Consider the following 19327-nt stretch of genomic DNA (forward strand, 5'->3'; position numbering starts at 1 on the left):
ACTCAGTTGACCGAAGACAGGGTGAGCGTCAGCTTGCCCATGTCGATCGCCTTGACGATCTTGACCGGCACCGAATAACCGGGTGCGGCCCAAACCGTAAGCGACTTGGTGCCGCTGCCAACCAGTTTGGTGGCAGTCACCGTCTTGCCGCCAATGGTGACCGTTTCCTTGCCGGCAGGAGTAAAGCGCAAGGTCGAGGCCTTGCCGTTTTCTAGCATGCGATAGGTCAAAGGGCGGCCTTCCGCGAAGTCACGCACGATGGCGAGATTCAGCAGCAGGGCATCCATGTCGCCGGCTTGCATCCGCGCCGGTCCCTTTTTCTCAGGCGACAGATCGTCACCGTCCCAACGGGCCACGCCACCGTTCCAGTCGTAGTTGGCTTTGACGTCGGACTTTTTGCCCATGAACTTGTTCGAGTCGGTGCTGCTAAGCGGCCGCAGCGTGCCGTGCGCTTCGTCGAACACGGTGACCTGCGAAGTGAACCCGAGCGCGTTGGATACACTCAGCGTGGACTTGTATTTGTTGCCACCCATAGCACTCACCGAAATCCTACCGGTGGCACTCATGCCCATATAGTTGGCTTTGTAGTTGGCATTCACCGTTGATACGGCGGCCACTGCAGGCGCGGCGATCAGCGTGGCGGCCAAACCGGCCATCAGGGTCAGGGATTTGAGGTTGCGCGTCATGGCGTCGCTCCTTTTTGATACTCAAGCAATTGTAGGTCGTACATGTCTTTGCCGTCTTCACGCTGCAGCATGCGGATCGGCGTGTCACCGCCCGGCACTACCCACAGCACGGTTTCGTCACTGGTGTGACCGGCATCGGTGCGGGTAACGCGGTAGGTCTGATATTCAAGGCCATTTACTGTGATCACCTCGGGAGCCGAAGCGACGCGGTACCGGTGGTTGCGGACACGGCCTTCGTCCACGAAGCGATAGCTCAAGGCGGCACCCGGTCGCGCATCGCGGACGACGGCAAGATTGATCAGCAGGCCGTTGAGATCGCCGTCCTGGAGCGCGACCGGACGACGGCGTGCCTCTTTGACGTCACCGCTCCACTTGGCGGTGCGTGCCGTCCAGTCATAGATGCCCACGGCTTGCTTGCTGCCGAACAGACTGGCGCGTCGCGTAGTAGCCTGCGAAATCGGCCGGAACCGTTCGCCCACCAGGTCAAATACGGAGCTGCTGTCGATATGGATGCCGACCAGCGACATGACGCCGGTTCCGCGCATGCGCAGATCGGCCTGCCAGCGGTTACCTTGGGTAGGATGCACTTGCAGGGTGGCCTGACCCAAACTGACGCCACCGCGCACCACTTTGTACTGCGCCACGAACGGCGTCAGCGCATGGCCTTGCGGGGCCACGGCCGAGACATCGGCGGTGGTCTGCGTTGGCAGGGCGACCTGGGATTGCGCGATGGCGGCCGCAGGCAGCGCCAGTACCGCCAGCGATAAAGCAATTCGCAAGGTGTTGCGCATGGTGTTACTCCGGCTGCCTTTAAAAAGGGGCGAGTGGGGAATCCGAGTCGTATTCATAGTCAAGTGGACATTCCAGCACGCGCTCCCTGTATAGCAGCTGTGGCGCGGCATATCGGAAGTATCCTCTTTGCCATTCGTTCAGGCACGCAATCAGCAAAGGGTGCTCTACACGCAGGACTCTTGCGGCCAACGACTCCTCGGTATCGTCACTGTCAATGCAGATACGCGCCTGTGCCAGCACCGGTCCGCCATCGAGTTCGGCCGTGACCAGATGCACGCTGGCACCATGTTCCGAATCGCCACTTGCCAGCGCCTGCCGATGTGTGCGCAGGCCTTTGTGTCTAGGCAGCAAGGACGGATGAATGTTGATCATGCGGCCCGCGTGCGCTTCGACCACAGCCGGAGAGAGAATGCGCATGAATCCGGCGCAGACAATCAGATCGGGCTCACACTCGTCTACCCGGGCAAACAATGCCGTGTCGAAGGCACTGCGGTCGGCATACGCCAGCGGGTCAACATACTGCGCCGGGATGGCCCGTTCATGCGCGAGGCGTAGTGCATTGGCGTTGGGCTTGTCGCTGAACACGCCGACCACTTGCGCGTGCAGGCGATCCTGTTCGATGGCATCGAGAATGGCCTGCAGGTTGCTACCGCGCCCGGACGCCAGGACGGCTAAGCGCAGCGGAGCAGTGCGAGCCGTCATCTGCCGGATCTCAGCGGTAAACGACGCGGTCGTGCAGATCCGTTGCAGCGTTGTCGGTGACGACACCAACCCGACGCGGTTCCAACACCTGATCGCTGCACCACTGTTCAACGGCGGCTGCCTGTTCCGGTTTGACGATCAGGACGAAGCCAACGCCGCAATTGAAGGTGCGCCACATTTCAGCGTCCTGCACTTGGCCCTGTTCCTGCAGCCAGGCAAAGACCGGCGGCAGAGTTAGCGAAGCCTTGGACAACTCCAGGCCGAGGCCATCGGGGACCACGCGGATGATGTTTTCGGTCAGGCCACCACCGGTGACATGCGCCATGGCGTGAATATCGCCTTGGCCATCTTCGTCACGATTGAACTGCTGCAAAGCGGCCAGAATCGGCTTGACGTACAGACGCGTCGGTTCCATCAGCGCGTCGAGCACCTTGCGGCCATCGGACAGGGTCGATTCGGCAGTGACACCGGCGCGATCTACAATGCGACGAATCAGCGAGTATCCGTTCGAATGCGGGCCACTTGATGCCAGGCCAATCAGCACATCGCCCTGTTGGACGCGCGAGCCATCAAGGATGCGGGATTTTTCGACGGCACTGACGCAGAAGCCGGCCAGGTCGTATTCGCCCGGGGCATACATGTCGGGCATTTCGGCCGTCTCACCACCGATCAGGGCGCAACCGGACCGGATGCAGCCTTCGGCAATGCCGCCAACCACTGCGGCGGCGGTATCGACATCGAGCTTGCCGGTGGCAAAGTAATCGAGAAAGAACAGGGGTTCGGCGCCTTGGACCAGCACATCGTTGACGCACATGGCCACCAGGTCAATCCCGATGGTGTCATGGCGGTTCAGCTGATGCGCCAGTTTCAGTTTGGTGCCCACGCCGTCGGTGCCGGAGACCAGAACCGGCTCGCGGTATTTGCCGCTCAGATCGAACATGGCGCCAAAACCACCGAGTCCGCCCATGACTTCGGGACGGAAACTCCGCTTAACTAAGGGTTTGATCCGCTCGACCAGGGCATTGCCTGCATCAATGTCCACGCCGGCATCCTTGTACGTCATAGAGGTGGAATCGGTCGGGCTCACGGGCAGTCACGGCGGTAGGAGGGGCCTTCATTTTAGCAATGACCTGCTGCGCAGGGGTGCTACAGGTGACGGCTTGCGCCGTTTTGGGGCATCATTTGCAGAGAACTGCCAACTATTCGGCCCTTGATGCACATTCCAAATCTCCGTTTCCGTTCCTTGCGCGGCCTGCTGCTGGGCGTAGTGCTGTCGGTACTGCCGCTCCTTGCCGCAGCCGCCGATCCGCTGTACACCGCCGAAGTGCGCGTTAAGAGTCAAAGCCCCGGCGACACGCTCAATGGCACGGCGCGTGCGCTGCTGCAGGTGCTGGAACGCGTTTCCGGCGACCCGGGCGTCAAGTCGCGACCGTACCTGGGTCCGGAGCTCAAGCAGGCACGTTCGTTGGTCAAGAGCAGTGATTTTGTCCAGAAAGAGGGACTGAACGCGGCGGGGATTCCTTCGTTCGGTACCAACATGATTGTGGAGTTCTATCCCGATCGGGTGCGCGCGCTGGCTAAACGGGTAGGGCTGCAAATCTGGCCGGAGCCGCGGCAGCAACCGCTAGCCTGGCTGGTGGTTGATGACGGCAAAAAGAGCCCGCGACTGGTCAGCTATCGCGAGCGCAGTGCAGCGCATGCCTTGCTTGATCGCGGACTGTATCGCGGCATTCGGATTGTGCTGCCCAAGGGCAATGCCGCAGAAAAGGTTCTGACCGGCGCCATTTTGCGCAAGGATTGGCGTGCGGTCTCCGCGGCGTCAGCGGCTTATGTCGGTGACACGCAACTGATCGGCGTCATGCGTCGCAGCGGCGATGGCTGGAAGGCCGATTGGACCTTCATGGATCGCGGGACCAAGTTGCGCGAGTGGTCGAGCGAGGGTACGGATCCGTTCGAGGTGATGGCTGATGGTGGCAACGGTTCTGCCGATGCGCTAATTCGCCGTTATGCGATTGCAGGTCGTCCGCCGGAACCGCCACCGTTGACCGAAGAGCAGCTTGCCGAGATGGAAGCCGAAAAGGCGCGCCTAGGTGCAGAAGATCAGCAAACCGAAACGGCTGCAGCCGCGCCCGGCGTCAGCGTTGTACGCGAGTCGTTCACAGGCATTCAAAACAGTGCCGATTACTCGGTGCTGATGGGTAAACTGAACGCTATTGATGGAGTGAAGTCGGTGATGACGGTAGCCACTACGCCCGCTGGCGTGACGGTTGAGATCACCTATCAGGGCGATCCGTCGGCGCTGCGCGCAGCCATCGCGTTGCAGGGCCTGCAAAGCGGTGCGACCCGCGTCATGCAGCAACCGGCGGCGCGGGTGCCACCGGCTTCGAGTGATAGCAAACCGGCTGACACGAAACCTGTCGAGTCGAAATCGGCAACACCCGCAGCAGGGACCAAGGGCGCCAGCGGCGGTACACCTGCCCCGACCGAAACTAAACCACCGGCCAATACCGGCCAAGAATTCTAACGACCATGCCATCACCCCACGCCCGCAATTCGCTGGCCATCATTGCGCAGTTTCTGCAACGTCTGCAGTGGGTGGCAATTGCGGTCGCCATTCTGACGCTGCTGTATCTGCTCTCGCCGATTCTGGTGCCGTTTATCGTCGCCGCCATGCTCGGCTGGCTCGGCGATCCGGTGGTTGACTGGCTCGAAGCCAAGGGCCGCACACGCAATCAGGGCGTCACGATCGTGACGCTGGTGATGTGCTTCCTGGCGCTGTTCCTGGTGCTGCTGCTGTTGCCCATGCTGCAGCGGCAGGTTGTCTATCTGATCGATGCACTGCCCACCTACAAAGCCTGGTTCGACAAGACCTTGCTGCCATGGATAGATGCCAAGACGGGTTTGCGGCTCCGTTCGACCCTTGATATGGATCATCTGATCGAAATGCTGCGTCAGCATTGGTCGACCGCCGGTTCATTTGCGGGTACCGTACTGCAGTATGTGACTACCTCGGGTTTTGCCGTTGCGATGATGGTCGGCAACCTTGTGCTGATTCCGATTCTGACCTTCTTTTACCTGCGCGACTGGGATTTACTCGTCACCAAGATCGCATCACTGGTGCCGCGCGAACATATTGAAACCGTAGACCGTCTGGCGCGCGAATCGTCGGCCGTGCTGAGCGGCTTTTTGCGCGGACAGTTCCTGGTGATGGCGATTCTGGGGGTGCTGTACGGTGCAGGGCTGTGGATGGCCGGCATCAGTCTGGGTCTTCTGATCGGCATCATTGCCGGACTGGCCACCTTTGTACCGTATCTCGGTCCGACTAGCGGCATCATTCTGGGCGTCCTGGCGGCGTTGGTGCAGTACGGTGATGTCCAGCATGTGATGTATGTGCTGATCGTGTTCGGTATCGGGCAAGTGATCGAAAGCTATTTCCTGACGCCGCGCCTGGTCGGTGACCGCATCGGTCTGTCCCAAGTGGCGGTCATTTTTGCCGTGCTGGCAGGTGGTCAACTGTTCGGATTTGTCGGCATGCTGCTGGCGCTGCCGGTTGCTGCCGTTGCCAACGTGCTGCTGCGCTATGCGCACGAGCGCTACGTACAGAGCGATCTGTACCGCGGCGAGGACGAGGCCGAGACCTCCATCGTCCTGGCCAATCCGCACGCGTTGTCCGAGGTCATCCGTAACGAGTCTGATGTCGGATAAGTCTCCGGGCGTTGCGGCCCAGATCCCTCTGAATTTGCGTTTCCAGCCGGAGCAGCGCTTTGCGACGTTCGTGACGCCGACCGGCGCAACGGCGTTGGCGGTGGTGCAGGACGCATTAGTGCAACCGACGGTCTGTCTGCTGCAGGGCGCGGCCGATACCGGCAAGACGCATCTGCTGTTGGCGGCCTGTCACGGTGCGCGGCAGCTATCCAAGCGCGTCGCATACGTCGCGCTCAATGCGGTCGGCGGTCACGCGGAACATGCTCTGGCTGCGGCAGAAGACGCGCAACTCATCGCGATCGACGAGTTAGGAAGTCTGGCCGATGACTCGAACGGACAGGTCGCGCTGTTTCATCTGTTGAATCATGCGCGTGCACGCGGCGCCAGTGTGCTGCTGGCGTCTCAACGATCACCGGCCGAGTTGGGAATCGGCTTGCCGGATCTGGTGTCGCGCCTCAATGCGGCCGTGCGCGTGCCCTTGCAGATGCTGGGCGATGAGGGCCGCCGCGAAGTCTTACGTCTACGTGCTCAGTCGCAAGGCCTTGAGTTCGATGAGGCCGCATTGGATTGGCTGCTGACCCGCGCAGATCGCCGTTTAACAGTGCTGATGGGGCTGTGGCGACAACTCGATCACGCTTCGTCCGTGCACAAGAAGAAGTTAACCCTGCCGTTTGTGCGCGAAACGATTGGCGATCAGCTGCGCTAAGGCGTTCTAACCGCGCAACTGCGTGTCGAGTTCGGCCAGTCGCTCCGGCGTACCGACATCAGTCCACCGTCCTGCATGATGCTGGCCACGCACTAAGCCCTTTTGCATCGCGCTGCGCAGCAATGGCGCCAGCTTAAAGCGCGGCAGGTCATCGGCTGCGCGACCGGTCGGTTCTGCATACGCTGACCAGTCTGCAAACAGCTCGGGGTGATACCGGCCGATGCCCGCAAAGGTCAGGCGCGGATCGCCTTCGCTGCTCAATACACCATTTCCGTTGAAGTGAAAATCACCGCCGGCGTTGTGGACCGGGTTGTCGACCATCACCAACTGCGCTAGCTGACCCGGTTCAAGCGCTGCAAGCGCGCCGAAGGCGAAGTCGGTCCACACATCGCCATTGATGGCCAGCAAGGGCTGCGTCGGATCGAGCAGACGCCAGGCATTGAGCATGCCGCCGCCGGTTTCCAGCGGTGGATACGGTTCGTGGCTGTAATGCAGGCGTAAACCCCAACGATCACCGTTACCCAGGGCCGGTTCGAACTGCTCGGCCAACCAGGAGATGTTGATCACGACATCGGACACGCCCATGGCGCTCAAGTTGTCGAGATGCCATTCGATCAGCGGCTTACCACCGACCGGCAACAGCGGCTTGGCCGTGTGATTGGTAAGCGGACGCATGCGCTCACCCAGACCCGCCGCAAAAATCAGTGCCTGCATGGGTTTAGACCGATGCCGCTAGCGACGGCTTGACCAGTCGGTCGAGCACTTGCTGCAGCGGTTCCAGCTCCGGATACTTCGGCACGGCCTGATCGAGATATGCGACGAAACGCGGTGCGTCCGTCAGATACTTTGGCTTGCCGTCACGGTGACACAGACGCGCAAAGATGCCCATCACTTTGAGATGACGTTGAATGCCGATGTAGTCCAGGTCTTTGCGGAACTCGTTGTAGTCCGCACGGATCGGCAAGCCGGCTGCCAAGGCGCGCTGGTGATACCGCTGCCAGTGCGACTCGCTGAACTGTTCGGGCCACGAGATAAACGCGTCCTTGAACAGCGACAGCGGATCGTACGCGATCGGACCGTGCACCGCATCCTGAAAATCAAGAACAGCCAACTCATCACCCGCAGGCATCAGGTTGCGCGGCATGAAATCCCGATGCACTACCGAACGTGGCTGCTGCAGGATCTGATCCATCAGACGGCGATACACCAGATCCAGCGACTCCATGGTGCCGCAGTCCGGGGACAGCCCCAGATGACGACCCAGATACCATTCGTCAAACAGACGCAGCTCACGGCTGAGCAGTTCTTCATCGTACGAGGGCAATCCCGCCGGCACCGGCATTGCCTGGATTTTCAGCAGCTGGTCAATCGCCCGTTCAAACCAGGTGTCGACGTCGAGCGAATCGATTGCCTGCAGCATCGTCTGCGTGCCGAGGTCTTCGAGCAGCAGGAAGCCGCCCTCAATATCACGTGCCCGTACTTGCGGGACGCGCACGCCGGCATTGTCCAGCTGGTCGCGAATGATCAGCCACGGCTTGACGTCTTCTTTGTCGGGCGGCGAGTCCATAACGATGATGGACGTGCCGCGATCATCAGCGCGCCAGTAACTGCGAAAACCGGCATCCATGGAGGCACGCTCCAGTTGCAGTTCCGGATTGCCGGTGGCGTTGCGGGCGAAGGCATTGCGTGCATCGGCGCGCAAGTCGGTGGAGGCGGGCGAGTCGGCGGTCATAGGAGCTCATTTTAGAACGAAAAAGCCCCGGTACCGGACCGGGGCTTTTGCTGTGGCGGGGTGTTGCAATCAGACGCCGCGGCGCTTGAGTGCATCCCAACCAAACAGCAGGGCGACCGTAATGACGACGGCAACCAGCCAGCCCCACAGACCGCCGTGAGCGATGTAGCTGCCGATAAAGGCACCGGCGATGCCGAACAGGATGGTCATGATCCAGCCCATCGGGTCTGCGCCCGGCTTGACCATGCGTGCCACCGCACCAATGATGGCGCCGCCGACGATCGTTGCAATAATGCTCATGCTTGTTTGACTCCGCTTGAAAGGTTAGGGAACAACTGGCTTAGAGTACAACGGTTTGATTACTGATTTGCAAGTCAGCAGCAACCGTGATCGCCATGTCGCGTACCGCTGTCGGCAGCGACCGCAACGCCGACGGTCAGACCGTCGGCGCTGGCCTTGGCATGACGGCCCACCACATGGGACACGCAGGCGGTAACGCGCTTGCCCATCGGGATGTGCAGGAACTCATTGGGACCGTGCGCATTGCTGTGCGGTCCCAGCACACCGGTGATCATGAACTGGGCACCCGGGAACTTCTCGCCGAGCATGCCCATAAAGGGAATCGAGCCGCCTTCGCCCATGTACATGGCGGGTTGCTTGAACGTCGCTTGCGATGCATCGTCGATGGCGGTGCTGAGCCACTCGGACATGGCCGGTGCATTCCAGCCGCTCGATGCCTTTTCGAGCTCGAGAGTGACCTTGGCGCCGTACGGCGGATCTTTCAGCAAGGCGGTCTTCATGGCCTCACCGGCAGTTGCACCGTCGGCAGTGGGCGGCAAGCGCATCGACAGTTTGACGGCGGTATGCGGACGCAACACGTTGCCGGCAGATTCGAGCGGCGGCATGCCATCGATACCGGTGACCGACAGGGCCGGACGCCAGGTGCGATTGAGCACCAGTTCCAGCAGCTCATCGTTCATGGGCTTGAGACCGTCGACCATCGGGAACTTGCCGTAGACCGCGGTGTCGAGCACTTCGGCGGCACGACGGGCCTGCACCATGCGTTCGGCCGGCACTTCGGCATGCAGCTCCTTGAGAAGAACCCTGCCGGTTTCACTGTCTTCGATGCGTGACAGCAAGTCGCGCAGAATACGGAACGAAGAGGGCACCACGCCCGATGCATCACCGGAGTGCACGCCTTCTTCGAGCACTTGCACGTCGAGATTGCCGCCGGTCAGGCCGCGCAGTGAAGTCGTGCACCACAGTTGATCGTAGTTGCCGCAACCCGAATCGAGACACACCACCAGTGACGGCTTGCCGATGCGCGGCGCCAGATAATCGACATACGCCGGCAAGTCATAGGAGCCGGATTCTTCGCAGGCTTCGATCAGGATGACGCAGCGGTTGTGGGCCAGACCCTGATCGCGCAAGGCCATGATCGAGGTCAGCGAGCCGTAGATGGCATAGCCGTCATCCGCGCCCCCGCGGCCGTACAGTTTGTCGCCCTTGAGTACCGGCTTCCATGGACCGAGATCTTCATCCCAACCGGTCATTTCCGGCTGCTTGTCCAAGTGGCCGTACAGCAGGACCGGATCGGTGTCGCTACCGCCGTTGGCCGCAGGAATCTCGATAAAAATCAGCGGCGTGCGGCCTTCGAGACGGACCACCTCGAGTTGCATGCCCTCAATGTTCTGCGCCTTGGCCCAACCGGTCATCAGGTCCACCGCGCGGTCCATGTGGCCGTTGGCGACCCAGTCCTTGTCGAACATGGGCGACTTGTTAGGGATGGCGATGTACTCGATCAGTTGCGGCACGATTTCCTCGTCCCATTTGCGATCGACAAAGGCACTAATTTGAGCGGAATCCACGGTTGGTATCCTTACGATGAACTTGCCTTCATTTTACGCCGTGTGGCGTTAGGACCGTATCGTGTATTCCACTGTGCTGCTCCCCACTGATTCCTTTGTGCCCATTCCGTGGAAAAACGGAGGCGGCATTACGCTCGACATCTTTCGCGGCCGCGGGCTGGAGCGCGTGGCCGGTGACGATTGGGATTGGCGCCTGTCCATGGCGCGCCTGGACGGGGACGGCCCTTTTTCCGCCTTCGACGGGATTGATCGCGTGCTGACGTTTCTCGGGCCGGGCACCTTGCGTCTGCGCGGCGGCGGCGCCGATGTGACCTTGCAGCCCCTGCAGGCGCTGGCATTTGACGGCGGTATTCCGTTCGAAGGCCAGGTCGACGCCCCACCATCGTGGGATCTGAACCTGATGGGTCGCCGTGAGCGCGTGCAAGTGCAGGCCGAAACGCTACCTGGCCCGGTCACACGGAGGATCAAAGCCGGTGATGTGCTGGGCTTGCTGGCGCTGCAGGGTGACGGTGTCCTTGGCGACCTGCCGGTGGCGCAGGGGGCAGTGGGGCTGTTGCAGGCGACGGGCGATGCCGAAATCCGCCTTGGCGCGGACCGGGGCGCTGTGGTGGCCTTCGTGGTGCATGCCCTATAGTTGATCGGCTCGGTCTTTCATTTGCCCGAACGATCAGTTAAACTATCGAACCCTTAATGGGCAAGGCGCGCCGCAAGGACGCACTTATTTATTGAGGTTATGCCTACACGCCAGTAGCTCAATTGGCAGAGCAGCGGTCTCCAAAACCGCAGGTTGGGGGTTCGAGTCCCTCCTGGCGTGCCATTTTGCGGAGCGCGACGCAGTGTATGTGGCGCGCTCGTTTTGTTTGAGTATTTTTGGACGCGTTCAATGAACACACTCGTCAAATCCTCCGGTACTAAGCTGTCCCCGCTCGATTGGGTCAAGCTGGTCCTGGCCGTGGCTCTGGTGGCTGCCGGCATTTTTGCCTACAACTATTACGAGCCGCAGGTGCCTAACAAGTTCCTGCGTCTGCTCATGTCCATCGGCGGTATCGTGCTGGCCGCTCTGGTCTACCTGACCTCGAGCCTTGGCCCGCGCACTCGCGTCTTCCTTAAGGAGACGCGTTTTGAACTGCGCAAGATGGTCCGCCCGACGCGTCAGCAGGCCATGCAAACCACCTGGGTTGTGGTCATCGCCGTGGCCGTAATCAGCTTGCTGCTGGCCGCCTTCGACCTGATTATTTCGCAAACCGTCAAGCTGGTGCTGGGCGGCTAAGCCCTCGAAACATACGGAGATTCCTGAGTCAATGAACGATTCGATCAACAAGCGCTGGTTCGTGGTGCATGCCTATTCCGGCTTTGAAAAGTCGGTGCAACGCGCCCTTAAAGAGCGCATCGAACGCGCTGAAATGCAGGACCGCTTCGGCGACGTACTGGTCCCGACTGAAGAAGTCATGGAAATGCGTTCGGGCCAAAAGCGTCGCAGCGAGCGCAAATTCTTCCCCGGTTATGTGCTGGTACAGATTGCCGTTACCGATGACTCGGGCATTCCGCGCATTGACAACGAATCCTGGCACTTGATCAAGGAAACCCCTAAGGTCATGGGCTTTATCGGCGGTACCGCTGATAACCCGCTGCCAATCTCGGACGAAGAGGCCGACGTCATTCTGCAGCGCGTGCAGGAAGGTGTTGAAAAGCCGCGTCCCAAGGTGCTGTTCGAACCCGGCGAGATGATCCGAGTGGTCGAAGGCCCGTTCAACGACTTCAACGGTGTGGTCGAGCGTATCGATTACGACAAGTCCCGCCTGACCGTGGCCGTACTGATTTTCGGCCGTTCCACGCCGGTCGAGCTGGAATTCGGACAAGTCGAAAAGGCCTGACGGCCTTTTCGGTAAAACGAAAATCAAAAATCAAAAATCAAAAAAGTCGGCGGCCTCAGGGTCGCCGGTTTTTTTGGCAGAGTGGCGCCGACCGAGGTGATGCCGCCCTCTACTCGTGCCCTGATTTGTTGAAGAGTCATTAGATTTCCGCCTGGAACCGGAATTCGGTTCATAAAAGGGTGGTGAATAGGAGCTTGAACAATGGTGATAATTGGGGCATAATATCGAACTCCCTGACTCCGTTTGGGGCGATTTGCGTCGCCTCGGGGCCATTTTGCCTTCGTAAATGTCAGGAGTTGTAACCGTGATGCCGGGACGCGGATCCTTCCCGGAAACCGATGGGGAGCCTTGTTTTTAAGGCGTTTCACCCGGAGAGAGTAATCAAATGGCAAAGAAAGTCATTGGCTATATCAAGCTGCAAGTCAAGGCGGGTCAAGCCAACCCGTCGCCGCCGGTTGGTCCGGCACTGGGCCAACGCGGCCTGAACATCATGGAATTCTGCAAGGCCTTTAATGCGGCTACGCAAAAGCTGGAACCGGGTCTGCCCGTTCCGGTCATCATCACGGCTTATTCCGACCGTACCTTCACCTTCATCACCAAGTCGACCCCGGCTGCGGTGCTGCTGAAAAAGGCTGCAGGTGTCACCTCGGGCTCCAAGCGCCCGAACACCGAAAAGGTGGGTAAGGTGACCCGCGCCCAGCTCGAAGAAATCGTGAAGCAAAAGGAAGCCGACCTGACGGCGGCTGAAATCGAAGCAGGCGTTCGCACGATCGCCGGCACTGCCCGCTCGATGGGCCTGACGGTTGAAGGCTGAGGACTGAACAATGGCACAAACCAAGCGTATTAAGGCCATCAAGGCCGCTGTGGAACCCGGCAAGTCGTACTCGTTCGACGATGCCATCCAAATCATCAAGACCGCCACCAAGGCTAAGTTTGTTGAATCCGTTGACGTTGCCGTCCGTCTGGGCGTCGATGCCAAGAAGTCGGATCAGCAAGTCCGCGGTTCGACCGTGCTGCCGCAAGGCACCGGCAAGACCGTTCGCGTTGCCGTGTTTGCTCCGGCCGGCGCCAAGGCCGAAGAGGCTCTGGCTGCAGGTGCCGACGTCGTCGGTATGGACGATCTGGCAGAAAAAATGCAAGGCGGCGATCTGAACTATGACGTCGTTATTGCAACCCCCGATGCCATGCGCGTCGTCGGTAAGCTCGGCACCGTTCTCGGTCCGCGCGGCCTGATGCCGAACCCGAAGGTGGGCACCGTTTCCCCGAACGTGGGCGAAGCTGTCAAGAACGCCAAGGGCGGTCAGGTCCGTTACCGTACCGACAAGGCCGGCATCATTCACTGCACCATCGGCAAGGCTGACTTCGCCGACGAGCGCCTGAAGGAAAACCTGAATGCGCTGCTCGCCGACTTGGTCAAGGCCAAGCCGGCCACGTCCAAGGGTCAATACCTGCAAAAGGTCTCGATCTCCTCGACGATGGGCCCGGGCGTCATCGTCGACCAGTCGTCGCTGTCGTTCAAGTAATACCGCTGTAAACCAATTTTGAAGGCGCCACTCGGGCTTCAGCCCGGGTGAGTCATCAAAGACCGCAGGCGCGGTAGCAAAGTCAACGACGACGGGCAGGATGCTCCATTTGGCAAGGATTCGCCGTCGTAGACCCAGCTGCTGCTTAATCCACCGCAAGGTGAGCCGGCGTAGATGGTCGCCCTTCCGGAATACTTTCTGAAAGGTGCCACCAGTGGGGTTTCAAAGCCCCCGATGTCCAGGACGGATGTCGATCTGGACCGCAAGCGGCAGGAGCCGTGAGCGGAGTTCATATAGGAGGAAGCAATGGCTCTTAATTTCTCTCAAAAACAAGACGTCGTCGCCCAAGTGGCTGACGTCGCTGCCAAGGCACATTCCCTCATCGCCGCCGAATACGCAGGCACCACGGTTGAGCAATTGACCGCTATGCGTAAAAAGGCTCGCGAAGAAGGCGTGTTCTTGAAAGTCATCAAGAACACCCTCGCTGCTCGCGCTGTCGAAGGCACCGATTATGAAGTCGTAAAGGACTCCATGGTCGGACCGCTGCTGTACGCGTTCTCGACTGAAGAACCGGGCGCAGCAGGCCGCGTGATTAAGGAATTCGCCAAGGGCAACGACAAGCTGATCGCCAAGTTTGTGGTGGTTGGCGGTACCGCGTATCCGGCTTCGCATGTCGAAGTTCTGGCTTCGCTGCCGACCCGCGATCAGGCACTGTCGATGCTCCTTTCGGTACTTGTCGAACCGGCTACCCGCGTTGCACGCGTGGTCAAGGCTATCGGCGACAAGCTCGAAGAAGGTGGCGCCGTCGCCGCTCCGGCACAGGAAGACGCACCGGCTGCTGAAGCCGCTGCCGACGCTCCTGCTGCTGAAGCTGCCGCAGAAACGACCGAGGAAAAGGCAGCCGAATAATCGGTCCCGCCTTCATCCACATCACTCAATAAGCAATTTCCAAAGGTAAATACAATGTCCCTTTCGAACGAACAAATCATCGAAGCCATCGGCGCCAAGTCGCTGATGGAAGTCATGGAACTGGTCAAGGCCATGGAAGACCACTTCGGCGTCACCGCCGCAGCTCCGGTCGTCATGGCAGCTGGCCCGGCCGCTGCTGCAGCCGTCGAAGAACAAACCGAATTCAACGTCGTCCTCAAGGAAGCCGGCGCGAAGAAGGTTGAAGTCATCAAGGCCGTCCGCGGCATCACCGGTCTGGGCCTCAAAGAAGCCAAGGACATGGTCGAAGCTGCACCGCAAGTCGTCAAGGAAGGCGCTTCGAAGGAAGATGCCGAGAAGTTCAAGAAAGAACTCGAAGCCGCTGGTGCGGTTGTCGAACTCAAGTAATGCTGTACCGGCCTCGCGCTCCCCGGTTATCCGGGGGGCGTGCTGGCATGCCAAGGCTAGGGGCTTTCGCCCCTGGCCTTTGGTCGTTTAAGGCAACACCGTGATTTTGTAAAACAGGACAAGCGTCGTGGTAGTGGGAGAGGGCGTGCTGATGCCGGCAATATCAGCGACCATCCGCTTGTGTTAGTGGCACCAAAATTTGAATTCAAATACCGAGGCATCAACTCCCATGACGACGTATTCTTTCACCGAGAAGAAGCGCATCCGCAAGGATTTCGGCAAACGCGGCTCTATTCTCGAAGTCCCCTTCCTACTCGCTATCCAGGTCGATTCGTATCGCGAATTCCTGCAGAGCGGCAAAAATCCCGAAGCGCGCGAAGACAAAGGTCTACACGCCGCGCTCAGGTCCGTATTTCCCATCGTTTCGTACAGCGGCAATGCCGCGCTCGAATACGCCGGTTACTCCCTGGGTGAACCTGCATTCGACGAGCGCGAATGCCGTACCCGTGGTCTGTCCTACGGCGCCCCGCTGAAGGTCAAGGTCAAACTGGTCATCTACGATCGCGAATCGTCGAGCAAGCAGATCAAGTACGTCAAGGAGCAGGAAGTCTACATGGGCGAAATTCCGCTCATGACCGACAACGGCACCTTCATCGTCAACGGTACTGAGCGCGTCATCGTGTCGCAGCTGCACCGTTCGCCGGGCGTGTTCTTCGATCACGATCGCGGCAAGACCCACAGCTCCGGCAAGGTGCTGTACTCGGCCCGTATTATTCCCTACCGCGGTTCGTGGCTCGACTTCGAATTCGACCCCAAGGATGGCCTGTACACCCGTATCGACCGTCGCCGCAAGCTGCCAGTGACCGTGCTGCTTCGCGCTCTGGGCTACACCAACGAAGAAATGCTCAATGCCTTCTTCGAAATCAACGCCTTCCACATCAACGCCGAAGGTGGCGTCCAGTGGGAAGTCGTGCCGGAACGTCTGCGCGGCGAAACCCTTGATTTCGATATCGTCGACGGCAAGACCATCATCGTCGAATCGGGCAAGCGCATCACCGCCCGTCACGTCAAGCAACTGCAGGAATCGGGCATTGATGCCCTGGCCGTGCCCGATGAGTTCGTGTTCGGTCGCATCCTGTCGCACGATGTCGTTGATACCGCATCCGGCGAAGAGCTGGCCCGCGCGAACGATGAAATCACGCCTGAACTGATCGAAAAGTTCCGCAAGGCCGGCATCGAAACCGTCGGTACCATCTGGACCAACGATCTGGACCGCGGCCCGTACATCTCCACCACGCTGCGCGCCGACACCACTCGCACGCAAACCGATGCGCTGGTCGAAATCTACCGCATGATGCGTCCGGGCGAGCCGCCGACTAAGGATGCTGCACAGAACCTGTTCCACAATCTGTTCTTCACCTTCGATCGCTACGACCTGTCGGGCGTCGGTCGCATGAAGTTCAACCGTCGCCTGGGTCGTAAAGAGACCGAAGGCGCTTCGGTTCTGTATGACGCCAAGTACTTTGCTGACCGCAAGGATGCAGAAAGCGTTGCTCTGCGCGAAGAGTTCGGCGATCGCTCCGACATCCTCGAAGTCATTAGGGCTCTGTCCGAGATCCGTAACGGTCGCGGCGTCGTCGACGATATCGACCACCTCGGCAACCGCCGTGTGCGTTCGGTCGGTGAAATGGCCGAAAACACCTTCCGAGTCGGTCTGGTCCGTGTCGAACGTGCCGTCAAGGAACGTCTGTCCATGGCCGAATCCGAAGGTCTGACTCCGCAGGAACTGATCAACGCCAAGCCGGTTGCGGCTTCCATGAAGGAATTCTTCGGCTCCTCGCAGCTGTCGCAGTTCATGGACCAGAACAACCCGCTGTCCGAAGTGACTCACAAGCGCCGCGTCTCGGCTCTGGGCCCGGGCGGTCTGACCCGCGAACGCGCAGGCTTCGAAGTGCGCGACGTGCACCCGACCCATTACGGCCGCGTGTGTACGATCGAAACCCCCGAAGGTCCGAACATCGGCCTGATCAACTCGCTGGCTGTGTACGCTCGTACCAACAAGTACGGCTTCCTTGAAACCCCGTACCGCAAGGTGATCGACGGCAAGGTCACGGATCAGATCGAATATCTGTCCGCCATCGAAGAAAACGAGTACGTGATTGCACAGGCCTTCGCCCCGCAAGACGGCAAGGGTAAGATCACCGCTCCGTTCGTTGACTGCCGCTATCAGGGTGAATTCCTGCTCAAGCCGCCAAGCGAAATCGACTACATGGACGTCTCGCCGATGCAGACCGTTTCGGTCGCTGCTGCATTGGTTCCGTTCCTGGAGCACGACGACGCCAACCGTGCATTGATGGGCGCCAACATGCAACGCCAGGCTGTGCCGACGCTGCGTTCGCAGAAGCCGCTGGTTGGTACCGGTATTGAACGTGCCGTGGCACGTGACTCCGGTGTGACCGTGAATGCGCTGCGTGGCGGTGTAGTCGAGCAGATTGACGCTGCCCGTATCGTGGTCAAGGTCAACGAACCTGAGCTGACCGGCGGTAACGACGCCGGCGTCGACATCTACAACCTGATCAAGTACACCCGTTCGAACCAGAACACCTGTATCAACCAGACTCCTCTGGTTAAAGTGGGCGACAGGATCGAACGCGGCGATGTGCTGGCCGACGGTCCCTCGACCGATATCGGTGAATTGGCTCTGGGTCAGAACATGCTGGTCGCGTTCATGCCCTGGAACGGTTACAACTTCGAAGACTCGATCCTGCTGTCGGAACGCGTCGTCCAGGAAGACCGTTACACCACCATCCACATCGAAGAACTGACCGTTCAAGCTCGCGACACCAAGCTCGGTTCCGAAGAAATCACCGCCGACATCCCGAATGTCGCCGAGTCTGCACTGAACCGTCTGGATCAGTCGGGCGTGGTGTACATCGGTGCCGAAGTGCGTGCCGGTGACATTCTGGTCGGTAAGGTCACGCCGAAGGGCGAGTCGCAACTGACCCCGGAAGAAAAGCTGCTGCGTGCCATCTTCGGTGAAAAGGCATCGGACGTTAAGGACAGCTCGCTGCGCGTTCCGCCCGGCATGGACGGCGTCGTCATTGACGTGCAGGTCTTTACCCGCGATGGCGTTGATCGTGACGAACGCGCCAAGAAGATCCAGCACGATGAAATCGTTCGGGTCAACAAGGACTTCGACGATCAGTACCGCATCCTCGAGGCCGCCATTTTTGCCCGTCTGCGCTCGCAGCTGCTGGGCAAGGTGGTCAACGGCGGTAACGGCGTCAAGAAGGGTGAAACCCTGTCGTCGCTGACTCTGGACCAAGTTGCTCAAAAGGACTGGTTCTCGTTCCGCATGAAGGACGAGTCGGCTGCCGAAGCTCTCGAAACCGCACAGGCTCAACTCGACGCCCACAAGGCCGAGTTCGAAAACCGCAAGGAAGTGAAGCGCGGCAAGATCATGCAAGGTGACGATCTGGCACCGGGCGTGCTCAAGATGGTCAAGGTGTTCCTGGCCGTCAAGCGTCGCATCCAACCGGGTGACAAGATGGCCGGCCGCCACGGTAACAAGGGTGTCGTGTCCACCATCGTTCCGGTGCAGGACATGCCGTACATGGCCGACGGTCAGACCGTCGACGTGGTGCTGAATCCGCTCGGCGTGCCGTCGCGGATGAACATCGGTCAGGTGCTCGAAGTTCACCTGGGCTGGGCCGCAAAGGGTCTGGGTCGCAAGATCGATCGCATGCTGCGTGACAACGCCAACATCAAGGAACTGCGTTCGTACCTCAACGACATCTACAACCACGACAAGGCCGATCACGGCACGCGTGTGGATCTGAGCTCGTTTACGGACGAGGAACTGCTGGTGCTGGCAGGCAACCTGACCGACGGCGTGCCGATGGCAACGCCGGTGTTCGACGGTGCCAACGAAGCCGAAATCAAGCGCATGCTCGAACTGGCCGAATTGCCGACCGGTGGTCAGACCACGCTGTATGACGGCCGCACCGGTGAAGCCTTCGACCGCCCGGTCACTGTTGGCTACATGCACATGCTCAAGCTGAACCACTTGGTCGACGACAAGATGCACGCCCGTTCGACCGGTCCGTACTCGCTCGTCACGCAGCAGCCGCTGGGTGGCAAGGCGCAGTTCGGCGGTCAGCGCTTCGGCGAAATGGAAGTCTGGGCACTCGAAGCTTACGGTGCAGCCTATACGCTGCAGGAAATGCTCACGGTCAAGTCCGACGACGTGACCGGCCGCAACCAGATGTACAAGAACATCGTGGACGGCGAGTACGAAACCGTGGCGGGTGTGCCGGAGTCCTTTAACGTCCTGCGTAAGGAAATCCAGTCGCTCGGCATCGACATGGAGCTGGAAGGCGCGTAATCGCCTTCCGGTCCCTCCAC

Annotated in this window: 19 protein-coding genes and 1 tRNA gene; 12 read left to right on the plus strand and 8 right to left on the minus strand. The window is 59.9% G+C overall.

Translation table 11 applies throughout. The features are described from left to right. Positions 1–2: 2 nt before the first annotated feature. The 4 genes from V3390_RS04995 to purM are packed head-to-tail and all read right to left on the minus strand — an operon-like array spanning position 3 to position 3243. A complete protein-coding gene (locus V3390_RS04995) occupies positions 3–686 on the minus strand; it encodes a DUF3108 domain-containing protein (protein WP_331703596.1) in 684 nt (227 codons plus the stop codon). Further along, a complete protein-coding gene (locus V3390_RS05000; RefSeq protein WP_331703597.1) occupies positions 683–1477 on the minus strand; it encodes a DUF3108 domain-containing protein in 795 nt (264 codons plus the stop codon). The genes V3390_RS04995 and V3390_RS05000 overlap by 4 nt, the downstream gene beginning before the upstream one ends. Before the next feature lie 19 nt (positions 1478–1496). Then, entirely contained in the window at positions 1497–2180 is a 684-nt protein-coding gene (purN, locus tag V3390_RS05005) for a phosphoribosylglycinamide formyltransferase (protein ID WP_331703598.1), read from the minus strand. Between the two features lie 10 nt (positions 2181–2190). Then, complete coding sequence (gene purM / locus V3390_RS05010) at positions 2191–3243, minus strand: phosphoribosylformylglycinamidine cyclo-ligase (protein WP_331689269.1); 1053 nt, start codon at positions 3241–3243, stop codon at positions 2191–2193. A 150-nt stretch (positions 3244–3393) separates the two neighbouring features. On the opposite strand from purM, the gene V3390_RS05015 reads away from it, so the two are divergent. From V3390_RS05015 to V3390_RS05025, 3 genes are read left to right on the plus strand one after another with little or no spacing between them, the layout of a single operon-like run. Next, on the plus strand, positions 3394–4704 hold the full coding sequence (locus V3390_RS05015; RefSeq protein ID WP_331703649.1) for a DUF2066 domain-containing protein: 1311 nt from the start codon (positions 3394–3396) through the stop codon (positions 4702–4704). Between the two features lie 5 nt (positions 4705–4709). Further along, positions 4710–5885 (plus strand): AI-2E family transporter, encoded by a 1176-nt coding sequence (locus V3390_RS05020; protein WP_331703599.1) that lies wholly within the window; start codon positions 4710–4712, stop codon positions 5883–5885. Beyond that, entirely contained in the window at positions 5875–6591 is a 717-nt protein-coding gene (locus V3390_RS05025; RefSeq protein ID WP_331703600.1) for an HdaA/DnaA family protein, read from the plus strand. Before V3390_RS05020 ends, V3390_RS05025 begins: the two co-directional genes overlap by 11 nt. A gap of 6 nt (positions 6592–6597) precedes the next feature. Here the strand turns inward: V3390_RS05025 and murU are convergent, their stop codons facing one another. The 4 genes from murU to V3390_RS05045 all read right to left on the minus strand — a co-directional run bounded on the left by murU (position 6598) and on the right by V3390_RS05045 (position 10191). After that, entirely contained in the window at positions 6598–7305 is a 708-nt protein-coding gene (gene murU, locus V3390_RS05030) for an N-acetylmuramate alpha-1-phosphate uridylyltransferase MurU (RefSeq protein WP_331703601.1), read from the minus strand. 4 nt (positions 7306–7309) lie between these two features. Continuing rightward, on the minus strand, positions 7310–8323 hold the full coding sequence (locus tag V3390_RS05035; RefSeq protein WP_331703602.1) for an aminoglycoside phosphotransferase family protein: 1014 nt from the start codon (positions 8321–8323) through the stop codon (positions 7310–7312). Between the two features lie 69 nt (positions 8324–8392). Next, positions 8393–8623, minus strand: a complete 231-nt coding sequence (locus tag V3390_RS05040) for a GlsB/YeaQ/YmgE family stress response membrane protein (protein ID WP_331689274.1) — start codon at positions 8621–8623, stop codon at positions 8393–8395. A gap of 74 nt (positions 8624–8697) precedes the next feature. Next, positions 8698–10191 (minus strand): M20 family metallopeptidase, encoded by a 1494-nt coding sequence (locus tag V3390_RS05045; RefSeq protein ID WP_331703603.1) that lies wholly within the window; start codon positions 10189–10191, stop codon positions 8698–8700. A 61-nt stretch (positions 10192–10252) separates the two neighbouring features. Here V3390_RS05045 and V3390_RS05050 point away from each other — a divergent pair, with 61 nt between their 5' ends. From V3390_RS05050 to rpoB, 9 genes are all read left to right on the plus strand, one after another. Next, complete coding sequence (locus tag V3390_RS05050; protein ID WP_331703604.1) at positions 10253–10825, plus strand: HutD/Ves family protein; 573 nt, start codon at positions 10253–10255, stop codon at positions 10823–10825. A gap of 107 nt (positions 10826–10932) precedes the next feature. Next, positions 10933–11008 (plus strand) — tRNA-Trp (locus V3390_RS05055). A 66-nt stretch (positions 11009–11074) separates the two neighbouring features. After that, a complete protein-coding gene (secE, locus tag V3390_RS05060) occupies positions 11075–11461 on the plus strand; it encodes a preprotein translocase subunit SecE (RefSeq protein WP_331689277.1) in 387 nt (128 codons plus the stop codon). A gap of 31 nt (positions 11462–11492) precedes the next feature. Then, complete coding sequence (nusG, locus tag V3390_RS05065) at positions 11493–12065, plus strand: transcription termination/antitermination protein NusG (protein WP_331689278.1); 573 nt, start codon at positions 11493–11495, stop codon at positions 12063–12065. Between the two features lie 385 nt (positions 12066–12450). Then, complete coding sequence (gene rplK, locus V3390_RS05070) at positions 12451–12879, plus strand: 50S ribosomal protein L11 (protein WP_331689279.1); 429 nt, start codon at positions 12451–12453, stop codon at positions 12877–12879. A 10-nt stretch (positions 12880–12889) separates the two neighbouring features. Then, positions 12890–13588: a 50S ribosomal protein L1 gene (rplA, locus tag V3390_RS05075; protein ID WP_331689280.1), complete on the plus strand. Its 699-nt coding sequence runs from the start codon at positions 12890–12892 to the stop codon at positions 13586–13588. A gap of 306 nt (positions 13589–13894) precedes the next feature. After that, positions 13895–14497 (plus strand): 50S ribosomal protein L10, encoded by a 603-nt coding sequence (rplJ, locus tag V3390_RS05080; RefSeq protein WP_331689281.1) that lies wholly within the window; start codon positions 13895–13897, stop codon positions 14495–14497. Between the two features lie 54 nt (positions 14498–14551). Beyond that, positions 14552–14923: a 50S ribosomal protein L7/L12 gene (rplL, locus tag V3390_RS05085; RefSeq protein WP_331689282.1), complete on the plus strand. Its 372-nt coding sequence runs from the start codon at positions 14552–14554 to the stop codon at positions 14921–14923. Positions 14924–15152: 229 nt separating this feature from the next. Continuing rightward, complete coding sequence (rpoB, locus tag V3390_RS05090) at positions 15153–19307, plus strand: DNA-directed RNA polymerase subunit beta (protein WP_331703605.1); 4155 nt, start codon at positions 15153–15155, stop codon at positions 19305–19307. Positions 19308–19327 lie beyond the last annotated feature (20 nt).

Source organism: Aquilutibacter rugosus (genome assembly GCF_036541335.1).
Taxonomy (GTDB): Bacteria; Pseudomonadota; Gammaproteobacteria; order Xanthomonadales; family Xanthomonadaceae; genus Aquilutibacter; species Aquilutibacter rugosus.

Coding starts and splice junctions, on each gene's coding strand:
- V3390_RS04995 (WP_331703596.1), bottom strand. CDS start 686: ATGACGCGCAACCTCAAATCCCTGACCCTGATGGCCGGTTTGGCCGCC.
- V3390_RS05000 (WP_331703597.1), bottom strand. CDS start 1,477: ATGCGCAACACCTTGCGAATTGCTTTATCGCTGGCGGTACTGGCGCTG.
- purN (WP_331703598.1), bottom strand. CDS start 2,180: ATGACGGCTCGCACTGCTCCGCTGCGCTTAGCCGTCCTGGCGTCCGGG.
- purM (WP_331689269.1), bottom strand. CDS start 3,243: ATGACGTACAAGGATGCCGGCGTGGACATTGATGCAGGCAATGCCCTG.
- V3390_RS05015 (WP_331703649.1), top strand. CDS start 3,394: ATGCACATTCCAAATCTCCGTTTCCGTTCCTTGCGCGGCCTGCTGCTG.
- V3390_RS05020 (WP_331703599.1), top strand. CDS start 4,710: ATGCCATCACCCCACGCCCGCAATTCGCTGGCCATCATTGCGCAGTTT.
- V3390_RS05025 (WP_331703600.1), top strand. CDS start 5,875: ATGTCGGATAAGTCTCCGGGCGTTGCGGCCCAGATCCCTCTGAATTTG.
- murU (WP_331703601.1), bottom strand. CDS start 7,305: ATGCAGGCACTGATTTTTGCGGCGGGTCTGGGTGAGCGCATGCGTCCG.
- V3390_RS05035 (WP_331703602.1), bottom strand. CDS start 8,323: ATGACCGCCGACTCGCCCGCCTCCACCGACTTGCGCGCCGATGCACGC.
- V3390_RS05040 (WP_331689274.1), bottom strand. CDS start 8,623: ATGAGCATTATTGCAACGATCGTCGGCGGCGCCATCATTGGTGCGGTG.
- secE (WP_331689277.1), top strand. CDS start 11,075: ATGAACACACTCGTCAAATCCTCCGGTACTAAGCTGTCCCCGCTCGAT.
- nusG (WP_331689278.1), top strand. CDS start 11,493: ATGAACGATTCGATCAACAAGCGCTGGTTCGTGGTGCATGCCTATTCC.
- rplK (WP_331689279.1), top strand. CDS start 12,451: ATGGCAAAGAAAGTCATTGGCTATATCAAGCTGCAAGTCAAGGCGGGT.
- rplA (WP_331689280.1), top strand. CDS start 12,890: ATGGCACAAACCAAGCGTATTAAGGCCATCAAGGCCGCTGTGGAACCC.
- rplJ (WP_331689281.1), top strand. CDS start 13,895: ATGGCTCTTAATTTCTCTCAAAAACAAGACGTCGTCGCCCAAGTGGCT.
- rplL (WP_331689282.1), top strand. CDS start 14,552: ATGTCCCTTTCGAACGAACAAATCATCGAAGCCATCGGCGCCAAGTCG.
- rpoB (WP_331703605.1), top strand. CDS start 15,153: ATGACGACGTATTCTTTCACCGAGAAGAAGCGCATCCGCAAGGATTTC.